Genomic DNA, 18927 nt, shown 5'->3' on the forward strand with positions numbered 1-18927 from the left:
AGTTGTCTGTATATCAGACAACTTAAAGTGAGACAAACATGAGTCGCCGCCGCGTCCAGACTTTATATTAACAAAGCGCATAAGTGGTTTAAGCAAGATAGTTTACTTTTTATATTCCTTGTTTCATAATGGCACTTGGCAGTGAATTTATTCGGTCAGGTTGTCTTACAATTATGGAGATAAAAAGCAAGTGTTAAATAAATTCATTAAAAAATTTAAATGTATAGAAAAAAAGGAGAGAATACAATTATGTCACTACGTGATCAAGCACTACATATGCATCAAGAAAAACAAGGTAAGTTAGAAGTTAAATCAAAAGTTGAAGTTCAAAACGCTCAAGATTTAAGCTTAGCTTACTCTCCAGGAGTAGCAGAACCTTGTAAAGAAATTCATGAACATCCAGAAACGGTGTATGATTACACAATGAAAGGAAACATGGTCGGCGTTGTGACAAATGGTACGGCTGTTCTTGGCCTTGGAAACATCGGACCTGCAGCTTCACTTCCTGTTATGGAAGGAAAAGCAATTTTATTTAAAAGCTTTGCAGGCGTAGACGCATTCCCAATTGCACTTGATACAACAGATACAGATAAAATTGTTGAAACTGTGAAATTAATGGCTCACACATTCGGAGGCATTAACTTAGAAGATATCGCAGCTCCACAGTGCTTTGAAATTGAAGAGCGCTTGAAAAAAGAAGTAGATATTCCTGTGTTCCATGATGATCAGCATGGTACAGCAATCGTAACGGTAGCAGGACTTGTAAATGCATTAAAAATTGTAAACAAATCAATGGAAGACTTAAAAATCGTTTTAAATGGAGCAGGAGCTGCCGGCATTGCCATTACAAAACTTCTTTATTCTTACGGCGTACGTGACATGATTATGTGTGACACAAGAGGCGCTATTTATGAAGGACGCTCTCAAGGTATGAACAAAGTAAAAGCGGAAGTGGCTTCTTATACAAATGTAAACAAAGAAAGCGGTACGCTAAGCGATGTAATTAAAGGCGCAGATGTATTTATCGGCGTATCTGCAGCAGATGCATTATCTCAAGAGATGGTTAAATCAATGAATGAAGATGCAATTATCTTTGCGATGGCAAATCCTAATCCAGAAATCAAGCCGGACGCTGCAAAAGAAGCAGGAGCGGCTGTTATTGGAACAGGTCGTTCAGACTTCCCTAACCAAGTAAATAACGTTCTTGCATTCCCTGGAATTTTCCGCGGTGCGTTAGACGTTCGCGCTACTCATATCAACGAAGAAATGAAAAAAGCTGCTGTTGAAGCAATTGCAGCTCTTATTACAGAAGAAGAGCTAAACGCAGATTACGTTATCCCTGGACCATTTGATCCTCGCGTAGCGCCAGCTGTAGCAGAATCTGTAGCAAAAGCGGCAATGGATTCAGGCGTTGCCCGCATTACAATTGATCCGGCACGTGTAAAAACACATACAGAACAATTAACAAAAATCGAAAACTAATAACGGATAAAAAAGCCCTTTGAAATGCTGTTTCAAAGGGCTTTTTATGTTAAAGACCTGCTGTAACTCCAGTGAAATCTAAACGTAACACCATTTCATCTCCCATATGATGTACAATAAAGAGAAAAGAACCCAGGTTTTGTATCATAAAGGGAGGAACAAAGATGTACACCGTATTTTCAACATTTAATGTACCGGATGAAAAAGCTGAAGAAGTGATTGGAATCTATAAAAATCGTTCAAAATCAGTCGACGAGGCTCCAGGATTTGTAGACTTTCTACTTCTTCAAAACGATAAGCGAGCAGGGGAGCTCACCGTTCAGCTTACATTTGATACGAAAGAGAATTATTTAAGCTGGGTACGAAGCGAAGATTTCAAGCGTATTCATGATTTAGAGAAAAAGTACCCTGATCAAGAACTGGCAGCCGTCATCCCAAAAGTTTCTCAGTACAAAGTGGTGGCACGATGAGTTCACTTCCCGTTAATAAGATCGTCGAAAGAGTAACGGAGAAAATCTACGAGTTAGAACCTTCTTTGCTCGAAAAATTCGGAGAGCGCGGCAAAGAAAGATGTCATGAAGATAATCACTACCATATGAAGTATCTTGAGACAACATATAAGTTAGACAACCTGCAAATTTTTACGGACTATGCCTTATGGTTAAACAATTTACTCACAAGCCGAGGCATGAAAACCCAGCATATTATTGATAATTTTAATTTTATACAAGAAGCGCTGTTTGAACTAGATAATTATGGTGATAAACAAGTACAGGCGTATGTGGCTTACTTAGAAGAAGCAAATCATATATTGAAGCAACAGCAGCTTTAAAAAAGAGGCTAGTACAAAAGTGTTTTAGTTAAAAGAAAATCCGAACGGGTTTGATTCTTGATAGAGAATTCAACTCGTTCGGATTTTTTTATTGGTAGGGTGAGCGTAGGTTTCCTGTATGTAGCTATGTCTCACTTTTTTGTTTTACATATGTATAAAGGTGGAAATAAAAAAGAAAAAGGAGAATACATATGCAAAAACAGCTAACAAAAGGAATCATGTTCTTAATCGCTATGTGTATGATTGGAAGTGCGTCAGCTTGTTCAGGTGAACCAGCTAATAAAACAAAATCTGATAATCATAAAGCAGAGGAAAAACCAATTGAAGACCGTCAAGAATTGACAAAGCTACAGCAGTATTCAAGCGACCCAGACATTAAAAAAGGGAAAGATGAAGATTTTGACTTGATCGGTACGTTAAAAAAAGACGCTGAAAAAGAAATAACGCTGAATATCGATGATCAACTCGTTAAAGTACCAAAAAGCTCTGGGATGGAAGTGGAAGGCTCACAGCTAAAAGATATGATTAATAAAGAAGTAGAAGCTGAAATTGACGCAGCTAAACAAGAAGCAACTAGTATTGAATTAACTCCAAAAGCAAAAGCAGATAAAAATGGCGTTTATGAACAAGATGGAGACGAGCGTAAAATTGTAGGTGTTTTTATAGAAGAAAGTAACAAACATATAACGGTAAAAGTTCCAAACGGCAAAAAAACGTATCAAAAAAGCACAGACTTTGAAAAAGAAGAAAAGGGCAGTTTAAAAGAAAAGACGGTATACCTTGAAATCAACTCAGCTAATGAAGTAGAAAGTATAGAAAAAGAAGACCGTGAATAAATAAAGCGACAGTTCTTCTTTCCCTCCTTGCTCTCTTGACTTTTCCAACTGTGTCACTTAACGTTACAGTAGAGAAACAAAAAAGGTGGTTTATGGAAGATGAACAGTGAATTTACCATTGCCGTGCACAGCTTAGTGTTCCTAGCAAATTTACCAGATCACCGAGCAAGCAGTGAATCGATTGCTTATAACATCTGTACTAATCCTGCACGGGTTCGGAAAATAATGAGTACACTCAGAAAAAACAACTTGGTTCGGACAAAAGAAGGGCTAGGCGGCGGTTATACTTTAGGCTGCAGCCCTGCTGAAATAAGTCTTGGATTGATTTACCGGGTTATATCGACAGGAACGCTGAAGCCTCACTGGTGCAGCGGCGACCCTGACGCTGACTGTATTGTCAAATCAAACATTCAAACAGTGATGGACGACATTTTTACAGAGAGTGAGCAAAGCGTAATCAGGCATTTAGATCAAATGACGATCGAAGACGTGCTGAAAAAAGTTAGAACTGCTCACTAAAAGGCACCTTGCTCATGCAAGGTGCTTTTGTTATGACTCTTTGGAAGCGGCTGTTTCAGCCGCTGCTGCTTTTAAGCCGTCATTTACTTTTCTTCCATTCTCTAAATACTCTGTTTTGAAGCCGCTTTTTAAAGCCCATGTGTAGAAGAGAAGGGAAACAACAACAATAATTCCCATATCCCATCCATATTTAATAACATTAAGGCCTCCAAACTTTTCGCTTCCAAGCCATGAAATAGTCATCATACAAAGTAAGTATACAACCATCCATACGCCGCCTTTGAAGTTTTGTCGAAAGCCTTTCCATTTAGCCTTTGCTTGATAATAAAAATAAATAGGAAGGCCGATTAAAATAATAAACAAAACTTGTCCAGTTAGCGGCCAGCGCGCCCAATATAGCGTTAATGAAGCAAAAATAAAACCTAGCGGCGCAATAATGCTTAATCCTTTTAAACGAAGGGGACGATATAAATCGCTGCCAGTTCGTCTTAGCGTCATAACCGTAACAGGACCTGTAATGTAAGAAATAAGCGTAGCGACTGAAATAATTTCAGCCAGCACGCCCCAGCCCCGAAATAAAAACAAAAAGACAAGAGCAACAGCTAAGTTAAAAAACATGGCTTGACGCGGAACACCATAAATAGGATGAAGGCGTCCTAGAACACTTGGCAAATATTTATTTTGTTCCATACCATAAATCATTCGAGCAGTAGTAGCTGTATACGTAATACCCGTTCCAGATGGTGAAACAAACGCATCTGCATACAGTACAATGACAAGCCAGTTAATGTTAAGGGCAATAGCTAAATCTGCAAATGGAGAGTTGAAATTTAAATGACTCCATCCCTGCGCAATATCAGAAGGATTTACCGCACCGATAAAAGCAATTTGAAGAAGCAAATAAATGACTGTAGCCACTAAAATTGAGCCTACAACCGCAATCGGAATAGCTCTTCCAGGATTCTTTGCTTCTCCAGCCATATTAATGGGGCTTTGAAAACCGTTAAAAGCGAATACAATTCCAGATGTAGCAACAGCTGTTAGCACACTAGCCCAGCCGTTTGGTGCGATGCTGCTTCCAGAAGTGAAGTTCTCACCGTGAAAGCCTACAAATAAAAGTGCTCCAATTGTAAGTCCCGGTATAACAATTTTAAAAATAGTGATTAACGAGTTGGCCTTAGAAAATAGTCCAACTGTCCAATAATTCAGTAAAAAGTAAATAATCAATAGCACAGTAGCGATGGCTAATCCTTCGCCAGTTAACGTTCCTTTTTCTACGAGGTGGCTTGTCCACTGTGCCCACTTCCAAGGCCACGAACTCATATACTGTACAGAAGCTACTGCTTCCACTGGAATAACGGATACAATCGCAATCCAGTTTGCCCAAGCAGCGATAAAACCAATAAACGAACCGTGTGAGTACTGCGTATACTTGACCATCCCGCCGGCTTCGGGAAACATGGATCCTAATTCACTGTAAGAAAGTGCAATAAATAAAATAACGACCATTCCAATGACCCATGATAAAATAGCAGCCGGCCCTGCAATTTGAGCTGCTCGCCAAGCTCCGAATAACCAGCCGGACCCAATAATTGATCCAAGTCCCGTCATGGTTAACGCGAATGTTCCCATTCTTCGATGTAAATTGTTCATCTGACTAACACCTTTCATGTAAAATAAGTCTTTCATTTAAACATTGTTGCTTTATTATTATTATTCTGAAATCTTTGGTTGTCAACTTTTGTCGTTACATGCAGTTCTTAATACCTATTGATTTCCAGTTATGCAGGACAGCTATCCTCAACCTTTCTGTCACGGTAATTAAAGCGCTTTACTTACTTTTTCATCCTACAGGAAACCCTACAGAAATAGATAAAAACCGACAAAAAGTTATCAAGTTCATACCTTATGCACTAGCAATATGAAAAAAATAGGGGATAAGTGGTAGTTGTATTCCCTAAAAATGTGAAGAAAAAACGCGCTTCATAATAAAGCCCCTTTTGAATAGAGGAATACATACCTTCAAAAGGGGGGAGAGTTGGACCTTTATCTTTCTTGATGTTTATACTCAAGCAGTTTTACAACGTTTTCTACATCATTTTCAGCAGAAAGTTCGTTAATATTCACTTTATAAATAAGCGTATCCGTTGCAAAAAATTCATCTTCTCCTTCAGGCTTTACTTTTAAGTTTAAAATTTTTACCCGCACAATATGAGTGAACTTACCGCCTTTACCGGGCTGTATTTCACCCATTTGTATCCCGATATCATCTTTTTTAATCGGGCGAACTTTTACTTTTTTATGCTGTTTACCGTAAACCTTCTCATAATGAGAAGTAATATCTTGATGTACCCAAGGTTCAAGAGATTGATAAATAAAATCTTTTACTACAGGCTGACTTACGTGTGATTCTATATTTTCTTCTGGTATATTTTCTTCTGCGGAAATGGAAAGCGTAAAACAAAAAAAGACAAATGCTGCTAAAAATAAAAATTTTCCCACGAAAAAACCCACCTTACCTGTTCGTTTATGTAGCCGATTTTCTAGATCTGCCTCTTTATCTTTTGAACAAAGGCAGGAAGGTATGCACAATTTTTTTGTGGAATTTACCTTATTTAAAATCAATTTAGTTTAAATAAAATATGTTCTAAATAATTGATTGAAAATTCAAATGCGGTTTACGTACAAAAATAGCCAAGTGCGCCTTTACATAGGGACACTTGGCTATTTTCATGAACATTTTATGCTGCTATTTTCTTATTGCCTTTGAAAATAAAATAAAGAGCTAATAACATAAATGCTACACCAATCCAGCGGGATAGATCAAAGGGTACTTCCTTGCTTCCAAACCAGCCGAAATGGTCGATAATCATACTTGCAAATAACTGACCGATAACAGTTGAGATATTAGCTGCTGTTACACCAATTTTAGGTACAGCTAAAACCGTTAGAAATAAATAAGATGCTCCGAATAAAGCGCAGGTAAGCTGCCATTTAGGGACATCAAAAACCGAGAGAATGTTTCCTTGACCAAAGAATACAACGACAATTGTTAAAATCATGGCACCTGTCGCAAAAGTTAAAAAAGCTGTTTCAAACGTACCTGTTTTTTTACTTAGTGTGCCGTTAATAGAAGACTGAGCGCTTAGCGTTAATCCTCCTATTAAGGTAAGTATCACCATCAATAAACTCATCGTAAAATCCTCCTAGAAAATAAGTACAAGCGCAATTCCCATACATACAATAGCCATTACGCGTTCTTTGTTAATTTTAATTTTGCTGCTGCCAAGCCAACCAAAATGCTCAATAATCATGCTTGTAATCATTTGGCCCACAATAACAGCAACCATTGAAACGCCAATTCCGATAAAGGGGATACTAATCACTAGAATTGTTAAATACACCGTACCTAATAAACCGCCGGTTAAATTCCACTTAGGTGCTTTTAAGACGTAAGGTAAATCTCCTTTTCCAGCAAATAAAGTGGTCAGACCTAAAATGAGAGTTCCCATGATAAAAATATAATAACTGCTTTCAAGTTTCCCCACTGTTTTTCCAAGTTCTCCGGCAATAGCGCCTTCCATACTTAAAGCAGCGCCGCCTAGAACCGCAACCAAATAAACCAACAACTTCACATTTATCACTCCAATATTTCTTTATATTTGTATATCTAGAAAAATAGATATAATGAGTGAAAAAAACTCGTTAAAGTTTTTTTCGTAAGAATGAAGAAAGCTCTTGAAGCGTTTCTTCATTTCGGCGATAGTATGTCCATTGACCGTGCCGAATTGACTCTAACAAACCTGCTTTTTGCATCATGGAAAGATAACTGGACACTGTGGATTGAGACAGCTGAGCTTTTTCCTGAATATCTCCCACGCAAACACCGCCTCTGCTGCTGACCTCCTTAGGCAAATGTGCTTGTTTGTCTTTAAAATGCTTTTCAGGTTCTTTTAACCACTCCAATATATTTAATCGAGTTTCATTAGATAATGCTTTAAAGATATCAATAGGTTTCATACTTATTATTTTATTCGTAACAGCTCAGATGTCAAATGTTCAAGTTTGCATTTTATAGTCGAATAACAAGCGATGGGTTGAATTATAACAGCTGTGCAAGAAAAGTCAACTTATAATAGAGGATAAAGAAGAACGGTTTACCCAGTCATCTTTCTATGTTATATGACCAAGAAGTATCTTATTCTTTTGAGTAGAAAAGGTGACATATTCCTTATTTTTCAAGGGATAGTTTAGTAAAATAGAAAAAAGTGAATAACAAAAGAAGCTAGTCTATTTACTCAGGGGGAGGGCTGCATATGCAAGGGAAAACAAAACAAGTGCGCTTTCGTAATATGGTAGCGTATGGATTTGGGGATTTGTTTGGCGGAGGATCCTTTTTTATCATCGGCACATTATTTATGGTTTTTTTAACGGATGTAGTCGGGCTTTCTCCTGTAGAAGCAGGAACGATTGTAGCTCTTGGAAAAGTGTGGGATGCTTTGTTAGATCCAACCATTGGGTACATATCTGATCATCTTCAGACGAAAAAAGGACGAAGAAGAGTCTTTTTTCTTTTTGGAATCATTCCAGTTGCCATCACGTTCAGTATGCTGTGGATTCCTATTGAAGGCTCGCATATGTTCAAATACACCTATTTTATCTTAGCCTATCTTTTATTTAACACGGCGTTTGGTATGGTCATGGTTCCTTACAATACGCTAGCAGCAGAGATGACAACAGATTATAGCATTCGTTCGAAAATGACGGGAATACGCATGGTCTTTTCACAAGGCGCTTCATTTTTAGGCGCTTTCTTCCCAAAACGAATCATTGATGCGTTTCCAGGTGGACAAGGGTATTTAATCATGGGCATTATCTTTGGTCTTCTTTTTGCTCTTCCATGGATTTTTGTCTATAAAGGAACATGGGATAGCGGAGAAGTAGTGAAACGAAAAAAGCAAAACGGATTTTGGTTAGAATTTAAGCAGCTTTTTATCAGTTTTGGAAGTGCATTTAAAAACAAGTCGTTTAACGTGTATCTTGCCATGTACTTAGCATCTTACATTGCAATGGATGTATTTAATGCTCTTTTCTTTTATTTTATTGCCTATTACATGCTGCGCGAAGCTATTTATGCAGACACCCTAAGCTTTGTCCAAATTACACAGGTGCTATTTATTCCTCTTGTTACGTACATAGCCATTAAGTTAGGAAATAAATTAACCTATAACTTCAGCATGATCATATGGGGAACGGGCATTATTTTATTCAGTTTCCTAACAACAGATAGCTCTTTAGTTCTTATTTATCTAGCAGCATTTTTCTTAGGAAGCGGTCATTCAGGAGCGATTATGATTCCATGGAATGTACTGCCGTTCGTATCAGATGTAGATGAAATGATTACGACAAAAAGAAGAGAAGGCGTGTATGCAGGGCTGATGTCGTTTATTCGAAAATCTTCTCAGGCGCTTGCGATTTTTCTTGTTGGTGTTGCCTTAAAAAATATTGGCTATGTACCAAACGCCGAGCAGTCAGCGTCTACGCTAACGGGCTTGCAAAAGCTGTTCATGATTGTACCTGCTATTTTGATTCTCGCTGGAATTATCGCAACCATATGGTTTAAAATAAGTCCCGAAAATCACAAAATCTTATTAACTGAAATTCAAAGAAGAAAAAAGGGAGGCCGAGCGAAAGACGTTACTCCTGAAGCGAAAGCGGTTTGTGAAAGTTTAACGGGTTATAAATACGAACAGCTTTGGAAAGACGTAACCATTTCAAAAGAAATTCGAGATAAAACGGTTGTTTAACCTATAGCTTCGCGAAAATGCGCAAAATTTTTAGCGCAAACATCCGCTAATTATATCCAATAAGAAACTTCCTCTGACGTATTGCCTTTTGACAAGAAAAGAAATTCTCCTGTCTATCGACTCATTTTTCAGGTGAATTTTAGAAAGGAAGAATTTCTTGCCATTAAAGATGTGCAATTTGGCACGTCTTGATAGGGTGGATTGTACAACTTATAATAAAACTATAAACTAGCCATAGGCGCTTTCAATGCGCAGGTATAAATTAGAAAGAAGGAAGGTACAGTTTATGCCAATTCGATATGTTTGTCCACAATGCCAAGGAGCCGGTAAGAAATTTGGATTTATAAAGTGCAAAGTGTGCAACGGCGAAGGAAACATTATCATGTCTTCGAATGAGCCAGATCCAACTAAAAATAAAAAATTAAAATCATCTTCTAAACAAGATAAAGCAATGTAAGGTATTGCTAGTAAAGGTATGTATAAACCCCGCTTTTCTACAAAAAAGCGGGGTTTTCTTCTAGACAGACGAACGCTTTTCTTATGATACAATAAAATGAAAGTCGCTAAAATAAGGGGTAGGGAACCGAAAGAAGAGGGAGATAGATGGAATACACCGCAAAACAATTTACGCCGCAGTTAGAACAACATATACATACAGTTGAAAGATCTATGCAAGAACTTCTCAAATCAATATATGCACAATATAAAGAAGCTTTTGAAAAAAAGGGGATGGAGCTTTCTGTAGAAGTGATCCGTGAAGGGGCAAATCCTTTTCAGCCTGGTTACCACGCCACCATTCAAGTGGGTATTTTGGAAAAAGGTGAGTTTTTAGACGGTCTTTTTATTCCTATCTGGCACTGTGTACGCACGTTTTGGGGCATCCGTTCTTCGAGGAAGCTCCCAGGCAGCAAGATAACCGGCGAGCTGCTGGAAGAAACAGAAGAGGAAATAACAAAAGAAGTAGTAGGGTATTTAGAAATGCAGCTAGAAGATTAGAAGCACCCTGCTTCTAATCTTCTTTAAATTGAAGAAGGTGCAGTTTCTTTTTCAATTTGTCTTTTAGCACGAATAAAAGCCGTCAGCTGCTGAATTTCTTCTTGAGATAGTTCCGCACCGTCGACTGTAATCGTATGAGGTTGAGGCGATGTTAATTCGATGGATGCATCTGAAAGAGAATGAGGTTCCTTTTCCTTACCTAGCAAGTAGTCTGTTGATGTATCAAATAGTTCTGCGATTGTAACGAGTGCTTCAAGAGAAGGACGACGATAGCCAGATTCGTATCCTGCGTAAGTGCTTTTAGCAATTTCAAGCTGGTCAGCTGTATATTGAAGAGACCATTTTTTTTCTTTCCTGAGTTGAGCTAATCTGCTTAACATTCATGACGCTCCTTTGTAGGTATAGTATGTAAAAAAACCGAGGCATTCAGCTCGCGCGCAGATCTTTGTAATCAAACCGTGAGCTAATTTACATTTTTATTCATTATATCATTGCTGCAGAAAAAAGTGTACGCGAAACGAATAATTTTTCTCTTGATTTATTGATTTTTGGTTACTATAATTACAGGTGAAGTACGCGAAATGAATATAATTTATTTGATAGATTGTCAGGTTTTTTTACAAAAATTAAGCAAAGGGGATGTCGGTTTTGAAAAAACTATTATTGTTATCAACTGGTGGAACGGTCGCTTCACTTGAAGGTGAAAATGGACTTGTTCCTGGAATGGAGCCAGATCAATTACTAAGCTACATACCTGATTTAAATGAACACTGTCAAATTGACAGCAAATCTCTTATGAATCTTGATAGTACAAATATGCAGCCAGAATGTTGGATAGAGATGGCAAAAGCGATTGAAGAGCATTATAATGAATACGATGGTTTTGTTATCACCCATGGAACTGATACAATGGCCTACACATCGGCAGCTCTTTCTTACATGCTTCAGCATTCTAAAAAACCAATTGCGATTACAGGATCTCAAATTCCTATTTCATTTAGTAAAACGGACGCGAAGCGCAATATTGCAGATGCGATTCGCTTTGCTTGTGAAGAAACAGGCGGAGTCTATGTAGTCTTTGACGGTCGTGTGATTCAAGGCACAAGAGCAATCAAGCTTCGTACAAAAAGCTATGATGCATTTGAAAGCATTAATTATCCATACGTGGCGTCTATCCATGATAATGCGGTGGAATATACAAAACCCGTTCCCTCTAGTAAAGAAGAGCTGACGGTTAATACATCTCTTTGTACGGATGTAGCGGTTGTTAAACTGTTTCCCGGCATTAAACCCGAATTTTTCGATGGATTAAAGGATGTATATCAAGGCGTTGTTGTTGAAAGCTATGGAAGTGGAGGTATTCCATTTCAAGTTCGCAACATTTTAGCCAAGCTTGTTGAGTTAACACACCACGGTGTATCCGTTGTCATTACGACTCAATGTCTTGAAGAAGGAGAAGACATGGGCATTTATGAAGTAGGCCGAATGATTAATCATGATAGCGTCGTTCGCTCAAAAAACATGAACACAGAAGCCATTGTTCCCAAATTAATGTGGGTGCTCGGACAAACCAAAGACCCTCACCAAGTTAAAAAGATGATGGAAACGTCGATTGCAGAAGATATTAATTAAAAAAGAAAGCAGGTACAGCTATGAAACAAGAAACAGCAGGATATCGTACAGAAGCTGATTTTCTAGGAGAAAAACAAATCCCAGCAGACGTATACTACGGTGTACAAACCGCACGTGCCGTAGAAAATTTCCCGATTACGGGTTATAAAGTACATGAAGAAATGATTAAAGCGCTTGCTATTGTAAAAAAAGCGGCAGCGCTTGCAAATATGGATACAAAGCGCTTGTATGAGGGTATTGGAAATGCGATTGTGCAAGCAGCTGATGAAATCTTAGCAGGTCAGTGGCATGAATACTTTATTGTGGACCCTATCCAAGGTGGAGCAGGAACGTCAATGAATATGAATGCTAATGAAGTTATCGCAAACCGTGCCCTTGAAATTATGGGAGACAATAAAGGCGAATACGGTAAATTAAGTCCGAACAGCCATGTGAATATGTCTCAGTCAACAAATGATGTATTTCCAACGGCTATTCATATTTCAACGCTGAACTTATTAAATAAACTTCTTGTTACAATGAATGATATGCACGATGTGTTTAAACGAAAAGCGCAAGAATTTGATCATGTAATTAAAATGGGCCGTACGCACCTTCAAGACGCTGTACCCGTTCGTCTTGGTCAAGAGTTTGAAGCATACAGCCGCGTGTTGGCGCGCGACATTAAGCGTATCAGCGCAACGCGTGACCATTTGCATGAAGTAAATATGGGAGCGACAGCTGTTGGAACAGGCTTAAACGCAGATCCTCGCTATATTGAAAATGTAGTCAAGCACTTAGCCGATATCAGCGGTCTGCCTCTTGTGCATGCAGAGCATTTAGTGGACGCTACTCAAAATACAGATGCTTATACAGAAGTATCTGCAGCGCTTAAAATCTGTATGACGAATATGTCTAAAATCGCAAATGACCTGCGTTTAATGGCATCTGGACCTCGTGCAGGTCTAGGAGAAATCAGCCTTCCTGCTCGTCAGCCTGGTTCTTCAATCATGCCAGGAAAAGTAAACCCGGTTATGGCTGAATTAATCAATCAAATTGCGTTTCAAGTAATGGGAAATGACCAAACGATCTCTCTTGCTTCAGAAGCAGGTCAGATGGAGCTTAACGTCATGGAACCTGTGCTTGTATTTAACTTGCTTCAATCAATCAGCATTATGAATAACGGTTTCAGAAGCTTTACAGACCACTGTTTAGCAGGAATTGAAGCAAACGAAACGCGCATGAAAGAATATGTAGAAAAAAGCGTAGGAATTATTACAGCTGTTAACCCTCACTTAGGCTATGAAGTCGTATCGCGTATTGCGCGTGAAGCGATTTTAACAGGAAAACCAATTCGTGAGCTTTGCCTTCAATACGATGTGTTAACAGAAGAGGAATTAGATCTCATTTTAAATCCATTTGAAATGACAAACCCTGGTATTGCAGGAAGTTCATTGTTTGATCGTCAGTAAAAAGAACGGCTTCCATAAGGAAGCCGTTTTTTTATAAAGACATTTGCTGAATGACGCGGCGCATTTTCTGAGCTGTTGCAGCCAAAGCGTCATCTTTTTCAGCAAACTGGGGAATTTGCGTATAAAAATCTCCGAAACACTCCTCTTGGTAGCATGGAACGATGTGCATGTGAAAATGAGTTAACTCGTTAAACATTCCCCCGTTTTGAGAGAGAGTAACTCCGTCTGGAACAAAGAGTGTCTTCACTGCTTTTGTCATTAGTTTCGCTGCATTCATCACGGACAGCATGTGTTCAGTATCAAATTCGTCGATTTCCACTATATGTGTTTTAGGAAGAATTAAGAGGTGGCCTTCGTTAAATGGCTTGTGGTCTAACAGACATGTCACAAACAAATCTTCAAATATCACATGTGATTTCTCTTGGTTATTTGCTAATCGACATCCCAAACAATCTATACGTTGATTCCCCACTATGCGTTCTCTCCTTTTTATAAAGTATAGCGTAGTAATTATTGGAAGAAATAGCTTGAGATATAAGCAGCTATTTTTTACATTACCTTTTTTAATTCTCTTATATTTTACAAATTTTTACCATGGTTTTAATTGTAAAAACAAAATGATTACAGTATAATGATAGTGTAACAGTTAACTGTAACTAACAAGGGGGAATTGTTTGAATACATATACAGGCAAGCAAATTACGGAGTTATTAAATAATGAAGGTGCGGACTTGAACCTGCGTACGGTACGATATTACACGCAAATAGAAATCGTTCCTCCGCTAGTTCTAGTAGGGAATAAACGCGTGTATACAGATCAGCACATTCACTACTTTCGAGCTGTTTTAACATTATCAAAAGCAGGGGAGTCATTAGCTTCCATTCAAGAAACGCTGCGTTCAATGAGTGATGAAGAAGTAAAAAACATCGGTGCGCAGCTTCCTCTTTACCGAAGTAAACAAATTCAAAATCAAGAAATGCATCAAGTGAATGAAGATGTATTTGTCGCTATGAACCGAAATTTATCAGCGGACGTACGGCAAAAAGTGATTGAGTCTGTTACTCAGATTTTAAAGGATCATTCATCGCATGATTAAATTGGCCTTAGCAAAATCAGTGATGGAAAAAGAAGAAGGAATGAACCACCTTTGTATTGCATTTGAACGTTCGCAAGTAAAAGTAAAAAACATCACGATTGATATTCAGCTGCCCGAAGGTCTGTTTAAAACGACAAACTTAAATGGATACCTGGAAAACGAACAGGGGCAAATCGAAGTAAAACATATCGACGATGAACCTCTATTAATAGAGCTCTACACGGAAGAGGCCGTTTTATATCCACAGGCAGAGATTGCAGTTGCTGTGACTTACCGGGATGAAAGCTTGCATATGCAGCAAGAAAGACATTCTCTAATAATTAAATTTACGGATGAAGATTTGATAGGAGATTCATTTTTAAATCATGAAATCAGTACAAAAGTGAAAAAATTTGCTCGTACTAATTCAGGGGAAAGAGGCGGTCACATGAACTTAACTCCATATGTAGTGGAACAAACAAGCAAGGGAGAGCGTGCCTATGATATTTATTCAAGGCTGTTGCTCGACCGAGTGATTATGCTCACAGGTGAAGTTACGGATGAAGTGGCTACTAGCATTATCGCTCAGCTTTTATTTTTAGATGCAGAAAACCCAGAAAAAGATATCAGCATTTATATTAATTCACCGGGAGGATCTATTACAGCTGGCATGGCTATTTTTGATACGATGCAGCTTATACGTGCAGATGTAAGCACATTGTGTATAGGGCTAGCAGCATCTATGGGTTCATTTTTACTAGCGGGCGGTCAAAAAGGGAAACGTTTTGCTCTTCCTAATAGCGAAGTGGTGATTCATCAGCCGCTAGGAGGGGCAAAAGGACAAGCAGCTGAAATTGAGATTCGAGCAAAGCGTATTTTGCGGTTAAAAGACCACTTAAATGCACTGCTGTCTGAACGAACAGGACAGTCGCTTTCAACAATTAAAAAAGATACTGATCGAGATACATTTTTTACAGCGGATGAAGCAAAAGAATATGGCATGATTGATCAAATTTTAGTTCATCAATAAGGAGGGAATTCTGTGGAAAAAGCAAATCGTTATTCAGTAGAATATGAATGGGAAAACGTAGTTTTTTATCAAGAGGTAGAAGCAATGACGATACAAGAAGCAAAAGAGTACGTTCAGCAGGCAAAAATAAACGCCTCTATTCGCGCTGTTCATGTCATAGAAGATGTCGAATCGTAACGAAAAACTGGATCCTTTCGGGGATTCAGTTTTTTTGAGCAAATGAAGCAGGGATTTAGATGAAGAAAGGAGAATGCAAAAAGAGATTTAAAAACGAGCAGCTGGTAGCATCATTCAACAAGAACATCTCATTTCAATTACACAAAGAAAGGTAGATGTAAATGAAAAAAGTATGGTCTGGATTAGTTGTTCTCATTGCTATTTGTTGGGTGATAACAGGATGTCAGCAAAGCAGTGCTTCAAGCGGTACTGTTGAACAAAAGCTCGTAATCGAAAAATACATAGCCGATAATCAATATGGCCATGCGGTTAAAATGAAAGACCAAAATCAAGTGCAGAAAGTGCAGCAGTGGTTAAAAGATGTATCATGGAGAGAAGAAAAAGCTGAAATGATTCGAAAACCTAACTACATTCTCCACTTTGAACCGGTGGAAACAAAAAAGGATATAAAGGTACAATCTTATCGGATGTGGGTCAACTTAGAAAACGAAACCGTTGAATTAGCTACAGATACACACTACGCACAGTTAAAGGGCAAACAAGCAAGATCATTTATTGAATTAGTAGAACCGAAATAGAAAGCAGCTATACAACAATGTCCAATGAAAGCTAAAACTGCACTTGTTCATATTGAAGCTATCTTCACCGATATGCTTGATGATCTCGAAGGTCCAAAGCTGCTCATTACTAATGCGCTTGATATGAGGGTATAGAAGTATTAAATGTGAGAGGTGACAAGCAGCAATTTTTAAATGTAGCAACAAAGAATTACACTTACAGGTAGGTCCATTGTTAAAATATTTTACTACAAGAAGTAAGGAAAAAAGAGAAATCAAAACGCTGATTTCTCTTTTTTATTCAGGCATGTCGATGATTGTTATTTCCGCGCATTTTGCGTAAAACAAAACTCACAATTAAGACTAAAATAACAGCACCAATAATAGCAGGAACAATTGCGAATCCGCCGATCTCTGGACCGAAATCTCCAAAAATTAGAGAGCCTAACCATGCTCCAATGAACCCAGCGATGATGTTTCCGATAATTCCACCTGGAACATCTCGTCCCGTTAACACACCAGCAAGCCAGCCGATAAGTCCTCCAACAATAAGCGTCCAAATAAATGACATATACCTAGCCTCCTTTTTATAGGGAATTCCTTTTCATTCTTTCCTAAAACACACCCTGTCATGCGACATGCTTGCTGCAAACCCTTTTACATTTTTTCATTTATTTATCATATATGCTAAGATAGCCCAACATTAAATTGAAGAGTTATGTATGAGAATTCACTGTGAAAGTAACGATAAAACGAAGGAGAGACGTTCAGCTTATGTACGGTTTAAATTCAATTTAGCTCATTCTATTCGTAAAAAGGGACATCCGGTTCACTTTTTAAAGCTTTTTCCCCTAGTTTTACTTTTTTAACGGTATTTGTGATATCATTTTAACTAAACAAATTCTTAACGGGAGAACAATATGGAGTCATTATTATTAGATAAAAAGCTTAAACACATTACGAATTTAATTGTAGAAAAAAAAGAAGAGTTCTCGAAACAAAAACAATATGAAGAAAAAAATATTCAACAACAGTTAGAACCGTGGCGCGTTCATTTAATTCAAATATATGCTGATTCTGTCTCAACAAATGATACAAAAAACTTTGAAGTGCTTGAGGAGTGGGGAAGAGAAGTAGCCAATTTACTCGTTGTCCTTCAGCTTCCTTTGGATGTAGCATTAGAAGAAATCAGCTATTACCGAAATCTTATCGGGGAAATTATTAAAGAAGAGGCAAAAGCCGAAACGTTTACGTTTGATGCCTTCTATCAAGTTATTTCTCGTTTCAACGTAGTAGTAGATAAGGCCGTACACTGGGTTAGTAAATCATATATGACGGACTTTGCAAACAAAATCCAATCGGCTCGCTATGCAATTGATGAACTTTCAATTCCTGTGGTACGCATTACGAAAGAAATTGGCGTGATTCCTCTTGTTGGCGATTTAGATACAAACCGTGCTCAAATTCTAATGGAAAATGCGCTTCAACACGGCAGCGACTACAAGCTAAATTGGTTGATTATTGATTTATACGCGGTTCCAATTATTGATACGATGGTAGCGGACCAAATTTTTAAAGTAATCGGTGCTTTAAGATTATTAGGAATTCAAGTGGTTTTAAGCGGGATTCGTGCTGAAATTGCTCAGACGATGGTGAACTTAGGGTTAGATTTGGCTGACATTACGACTTTCAGTAGCCTTCACCAAGCAGTGGAATACGTTAATCAAGCGGACTAATACAACACAAAAGCCCATGAGTATGTAACCATATCATGGGCTTTTATTGGTAAAAGAAAATTTGAAGCTTATTTAATAAAGCATCTAATGATTGACTAACTTGAAGTGTGTTGGGACTTGTCATTCCTTCACGGACAGCCGTTTGAATCATTAACGTTCGTGTCCGTTCGATTTCTTCTATTAGTATTTGGTACATGGATTTGTCTTTTGAGTGGGTTGAAAGCAGCATGTTAATTCCTCTTTTTTCTATAGTGATTATGGTTAAATTAACATTAATAGGTTTATTTTTCAATATTATGAAATTAAAAATAGTAAATTTTAAGAATTTTTCATATAAAAAAAGAACCTCTTTTTCAACAGAGGTTCTTTTTCTAATATAATAATTTATTAGGCATGTTTATGACTGCCACGCATTTTTCTCATAATGAAACTTACGATTAACACTAAGATGATTGATCCAATAATAGCAGGAATAATAGCAAATCCACCTACAACTGGTCCGAAGCTTCCAAAGATAGCTGAACCTAACCAAGAACCGATAAAACCGGCAATAATGTTACCAATAATACCTCCTGGAACGTCTCTTCCCGTAATTAATCCGGCAAGCCACCCAATAATACCACCTACAATAAGTGCCCATAAAAATGACATAAATATCATCCTCCTTTTTAATGATGTATTGCTTATATAGGTTAATACCCCACTTAAAAGAAAACTATTCATAGAATAGCAAAAAAAATAAAAAAAACTTGTAAAAGGATTTAAGAACTGCGATAGAGTCATAGAAAATAGACTA

General features: G+C 37.9%; 25 protein-coding genes. 15 read left to right on the plus strand and 10 right to left on the minus strand.

Annotated features, from left to right (window positions below):
* Window positions 1-249: 249 nt before the first annotated feature.
* The 5 genes from ystJ (at window position 250) to AC3WJG_RS21270 (ending at window position 3669) form a co-directional block, all read left to right on the plus strand.
* Complete coding sequence (gene ystJ, locus AC3WJG_RS21250; RefSeq protein WP_060746334.1) at window positions 250-1482, plus strand: NADP-dependent malic enzyme; 1233 nt, start codon at window positions 250-252, stop codon at window positions 1480-1482.
* A gap of 164 nt (window positions 1483-1646) precedes the next feature.
* Window positions 1647-1952, plus strand: a complete 306-nt coding sequence (locus tag AC3WJG_RS21255; RefSeq protein WP_013057785.1) for an antibiotic biosynthesis monooxygenase family protein — start codon at window positions 1647-1649, stop codon at window positions 1950-1952.
* The gene (locus tag AC3WJG_RS21260) at window positions 1949-2314 is read left to right on the plus strand and encodes a hypothetical protein (RefSeq protein ID WP_028409196.1); all 366 of its coding nucleotides are present in this window, start codon (window positions 1949-1951) and stop codon (window positions 2312-2314) included. Before AC3WJG_RS21255 ends, AC3WJG_RS21260 begins: the two co-directional genes overlap by 4 nt.
* A 191-nt stretch (window positions 2315-2505) precedes the next feature.
* Window positions 2506-3150 (plus strand): hypothetical protein, encoded by a 645-nt coding sequence (locus AC3WJG_RS21265; RefSeq protein ID WP_102813089.1) that lies wholly within the window; start codon window positions 2506-2508, stop codon window positions 3148-3150.
* Between the two features lie 99 nt (window positions 3151-3249).
* Window positions 3250-3669 carry an Rrf2 family transcriptional regulator gene (locus AC3WJG_RS21270; RefSeq protein WP_028409194.1) on the plus strand — a complete coding sequence of 140 codons (420 nt, stop codon included), beginning with the start codon at window positions 3250-3252 and terminating at the stop codon, window positions 3667-3669.
* A 30-nt stretch (window positions 3670-3699) separates the two neighbouring features.
* On the opposite strand, the gene aimA is transcribed toward AC3WJG_RS21270, so the two are convergent.
* The 5 genes from aimA to AC3WJG_RS21295 form a co-directional block, all read right to left on the minus strand.
* Window positions 3700-5322: a glutamate/serine transporter AimA gene (gene aimA / locus AC3WJG_RS21275; protein WP_098524736.1), complete on the minus strand. Its 1623-nt coding sequence runs from the start codon at window positions 5320-5322 to the stop codon at window positions 3700-3702.
* 393 nt (window positions 5323-5715) lie between these two features.
* Complete coding sequence (locus AC3WJG_RS21280) at window positions 5716-6171, minus strand: hypothetical protein (protein WP_014459377.1); 456 nt, start codon at window positions 6169-6171, stop codon at window positions 5716-5718.
* Between the two features lie 239 nt (window positions 6172-6410).
* Window positions 6411-6863, minus strand: a complete 453-nt coding sequence (locus tag AC3WJG_RS21285; RefSeq protein WP_102813088.1) for a DMT family transporter — start codon at window positions 6861-6863, stop codon at window positions 6411-6413.
* 12 nt (window positions 6864-6875) lie between these two features.
* Complete coding sequence (locus AC3WJG_RS21290) at window positions 6876-7304, minus strand: DMT family transporter (protein WP_028409192.1); 429 nt, start codon at window positions 7302-7304, stop codon at window positions 6876-6878.
* A 70-nt stretch (window positions 7305-7374) separates the two neighbouring features.
* Window positions 7375-7689, minus strand: a complete 315-nt coding sequence (locus tag AC3WJG_RS21295; protein WP_013083854.1) for an ArsR/SmtB family transcription factor — start codon at window positions 7687-7689, stop codon at window positions 7375-7377.
* A 296-nt stretch (window positions 7690-7985) separates the two neighbouring features.
* Between AC3WJG_RS21295 and AC3WJG_RS21300 the strand changes: the two genes are divergently transcribed.
* From AC3WJG_RS21300 to AC3WJG_RS21310, 3 genes are all read left to right on the plus strand, one after another.
* Entirely contained in the window at window positions 7986-9476 is a 1491-nt protein-coding gene (locus AC3WJG_RS21300; RefSeq protein WP_337134120.1) for an MFS transporter, read from the plus strand.
* 286 nt (window positions 9477-9762) lie between these two features.
* Window positions 9763-9933, plus strand: a complete 171-nt coding sequence (locus tag AC3WJG_RS21305; protein WP_013057775.1) for a hypothetical protein — start codon at window positions 9763-9765, stop codon at window positions 9931-9933.
* A gap of 146 nt (window positions 9934-10079) precedes the next feature.
* The gene (locus tag AC3WJG_RS21310; protein WP_028409190.1) at window positions 10080-10472 is read left to right on the plus strand and encodes a hypothetical protein; all 393 of its coding nucleotides are present in this window, start codon (window positions 10080-10082) and stop codon (window positions 10470-10472) included.
* A gap of 23 nt (window positions 10473-10495) precedes the next feature.
* Here AC3WJG_RS21310 and AC3WJG_RS21315 read toward each other — a convergent pair whose 3' ends face one another.
* Window positions 10496-10852 (minus strand): helix-turn-helix domain-containing protein, encoded by a 357-nt coding sequence (locus tag AC3WJG_RS21315; protein WP_028409189.1) that lies wholly within the window; start codon window positions 10850-10852, stop codon window positions 10496-10498.
* 268 nt (window positions 10853-11120) lie between these two features.
* Here AC3WJG_RS21315 and AC3WJG_RS21320 point away from each other — a divergent pair, with 268 nt between their 5' ends.
* Both AC3WJG_RS21320 and aspA read left to right on the plus strand, forming a co-directional pair.
* The gene (locus tag AC3WJG_RS21320; RefSeq protein WP_060746329.1) at window positions 11121-12104 is read left to right on the plus strand and encodes an asparaginase; all 984 of its coding nucleotides are present in this window, start codon (window positions 11121-11123) and stop codon (window positions 12102-12104) included.
* Window positions 12105-12124: 20 nt separating this feature from the next.
* The gene (aspA, locus tag AC3WJG_RS21325) at window positions 12125-13555 is read left to right on the plus strand and encodes an aspartate ammonia-lyase (protein WP_014459383.1); all 1431 of its coding nucleotides are present in this window, start codon (window positions 12125-12127) and stop codon (window positions 13553-13555) included.
* Window positions 13556-13586: 31 nt separating this feature from the next.
* Here the strand turns inward: aspA and AC3WJG_RS21330 are convergent, their stop codons facing one another.
* Window positions 13587-14030, minus strand: coding sequence for an HIT family protein (locus AC3WJG_RS21330; protein WP_372497652.1), 444 nt, complete (start codon window positions 14028-14030; stop codon window positions 13587-13589).
* Window positions 14031-14229: 199 nt separating this feature from the next.
* Between AC3WJG_RS21330 and AC3WJG_RS21335 the strand changes: the two genes are divergently transcribed.
* From AC3WJG_RS21335 to AC3WJG_RS21350, 4 genes are all read left to right on the plus strand, one after another.
* A complete protein-coding gene (locus AC3WJG_RS21335) occupies window positions 14230-14652 on the plus strand; it encodes a MerR family transcriptional regulator (RefSeq protein ID WP_098332019.1) in 423 nt (140 codons plus the stop codon).
* A 427-nt stretch (window positions 14653-15079) separates the two neighbouring features.
* On the plus strand, window positions 15080-15661 hold the full coding sequence (clpP, locus tag AC3WJG_RS21340) for an ATP-dependent Clp endopeptidase proteolytic subunit ClpP (protein ID WP_337134305.1): 582 nt from the start codon (window positions 15080-15082) through the stop codon (window positions 15659-15661).
* A 12-nt stretch (window positions 15662-15673) separates the two neighbouring features.
* On the plus strand, window positions 15674-15838 hold the full coding sequence (locus AC3WJG_RS21345; RefSeq protein WP_165918639.1) for a hypothetical protein: 165 nt from the start codon (window positions 15674-15676) through the stop codon (window positions 15836-15838).
* 161 nt (window positions 15839-15999) lie between these two features.
* Window positions 16000-16416, plus strand: coding sequence for a YhfM domain-containing protein (locus AC3WJG_RS21350; protein WP_016764756.1), 417 nt, complete (start codon window positions 16000-16002; stop codon window positions 16414-16416).
* 280 nt (window positions 16417-16696) lie between these two features.
* On the opposite strand, the gene AC3WJG_RS21355 is transcribed toward AC3WJG_RS21350, so the two are convergent.
* Window positions 16697-16966: a GlsB/YeaQ/YmgE family stress response membrane protein gene (locus tag AC3WJG_RS21355; protein ID WP_013083843.1), complete on the minus strand. Its 270-nt coding sequence runs from the start codon at window positions 16964-16966 to the stop codon at window positions 16697-16699.
* A 349-nt stretch (window positions 16967-17315) separates the two neighbouring features.
* Here AC3WJG_RS21355 and AC3WJG_RS21360 point away from each other — a divergent pair, with 349 nt between their 5' ends.
* A complete protein-coding gene (locus tag AC3WJG_RS21360; protein WP_102813087.1) occupies window positions 17316-18131 on the plus strand; it encodes an STAS domain-containing protein in 816 nt (271 codons plus the stop codon).
* A gap of 43 nt (window positions 18132-18174) precedes the next feature.
* Here the strand turns inward: AC3WJG_RS21360 and AC3WJG_RS21365 are convergent, their stop codons facing one another.
* Together AC3WJG_RS21365 and AC3WJG_RS21370 are read right to left on the minus strand one after the other, a co-directional pair.
* On the minus strand, window positions 18175-18360 hold the full coding sequence (locus AC3WJG_RS21365; protein WP_337134119.1) for a Spo0E family sporulation regulatory protein-aspartic acid phosphatase: 186 nt from the start codon (window positions 18358-18360) through the stop codon (window positions 18175-18177).
* A gap of 158 nt (window positions 18361-18518) precedes the next feature.
* On the minus strand, window positions 18519-18782 hold the full coding sequence (locus AC3WJG_RS21370) for a GlsB/YeaQ/YmgE family stress response membrane protein (RefSeq protein WP_013083841.1): 264 nt from the start codon (window positions 18780-18782) through the stop codon (window positions 18519-18521).
* Window positions 18783-18927 lie beyond the last annotated feature (145 nt).

The organism is Priestia sp. FW507-14D1A, assembly GCF_058781295.1.

Coding starts and splice junctions, on each gene's coding strand:
- AC3WJG_RS21270 (WP_028409194.1), top strand. CDS start 3,250: ATGAACAGTGAATTTACCATTGCCGTGCACAGCTTAGTGTTCCTAGCA.
- ystJ (WP_060746334.1), top strand. CDS start 250: ATGTCACTACGTGATCAAGCACTACATATGCATCAAGAAAAACAAGGT.
- AC3WJG_RS21350 (WP_016764756.1), top strand. CDS start 16,000: ATGAAAAAAGTATGGTCTGGATTAGTTGTTCTCATTGCTATTTGTTGG.
- AC3WJG_RS21355 (WP_013083843.1), bottom strand. CDS start 16,966: ATGTCATTTATTTGGACGCTTATTGTTGGAGGACTTATCGGCTGGCTT.
- AC3WJG_RS21265 (WP_102813089.1), top strand. CDS start 2,506: ATGCAAAAACAGCTAACAAAAGGAATCATGTTCTTAATCGCTATGTGT.
- AC3WJG_RS21310 (WP_028409190.1), top strand. CDS start 10,080: ATGGAATACACCGCAAAACAATTTACGCCGCAGTTAGAACAACATATA.
- aspA (WP_014459383.1), top strand. CDS start 12,125: ATGAAACAAGAAACAGCAGGATATCGTACAGAAGCTGATTTTCTAGGA.
- AC3WJG_RS21260 (WP_028409196.1), top strand. CDS start 1,949: ATGAGTTCACTTCCCGTTAATAAGATCGTCGAAAGAGTAACGGAGAAA.
- AC3WJG_RS21285 (WP_102813088.1), bottom strand. CDS start 6,863: ATGAGTTTATTGATGGTGATACTTACCTTAATAGGAGGATTAACGCTA.
- clpP (WP_337134305.1), top strand. CDS start 15,080: ATGAACTTAACTCCATATGTAGTGGAACAAACAAGCAAGGGAGAGCGT.
- aimA (WP_098524736.1), bottom strand. CDS start 5,322: ATGAACAATTTACATCGAAGAATGGGAACATTCGCGTTAACCATGACG.
- AC3WJG_RS21295 (WP_013083854.1), bottom strand. CDS start 7,689: ATGAAACCTATTGATATCTTTAAAGCATTATCTAATGAAACTCGATTA.
- AC3WJG_RS21315 (WP_028409189.1), bottom strand. CDS start 10,852: ATGTTAAGCAGATTAGCTCAACTCAGGAAAGAAAAAAAATGGTCTCTT.
- AC3WJG_RS21255 (WP_013057785.1), top strand. CDS start 1,647: ATGTACACCGTATTTTCAACATTTAATGTACCGGATGAAAAAGCTGAA.
- AC3WJG_RS21305 (WP_013057775.1), top strand. CDS start 9,763: ATGCCAATTCGATATGTTTGTCCACAATGCCAAGGAGCCGGTAAGAAA.
- AC3WJG_RS21365 (WP_337134119.1), bottom strand. CDS start 18,360: ATGCTGCTTTCAACCCACTCAAAAGACAAATCCATGTACCAAATACTA.
- AC3WJG_RS21300 (WP_337134120.1), top strand. CDS start 7,986: ATGCAAGGGAAAACAAAACAAGTGCGCTTTCGTAATATGGTAGCGTAT.
- AC3WJG_RS21360 (WP_102813087.1), top strand. CDS start 17,316: ATGGAGTCATTATTATTAGATAAAAAGCTTAAACACATTACGAATTTA.
- AC3WJG_RS21370 (WP_013083841.1), bottom strand. CDS start 18,782: ATGTCATTTTTATGGGCACTTATTGTAGGTGGTATTATTGGGTGGCTT.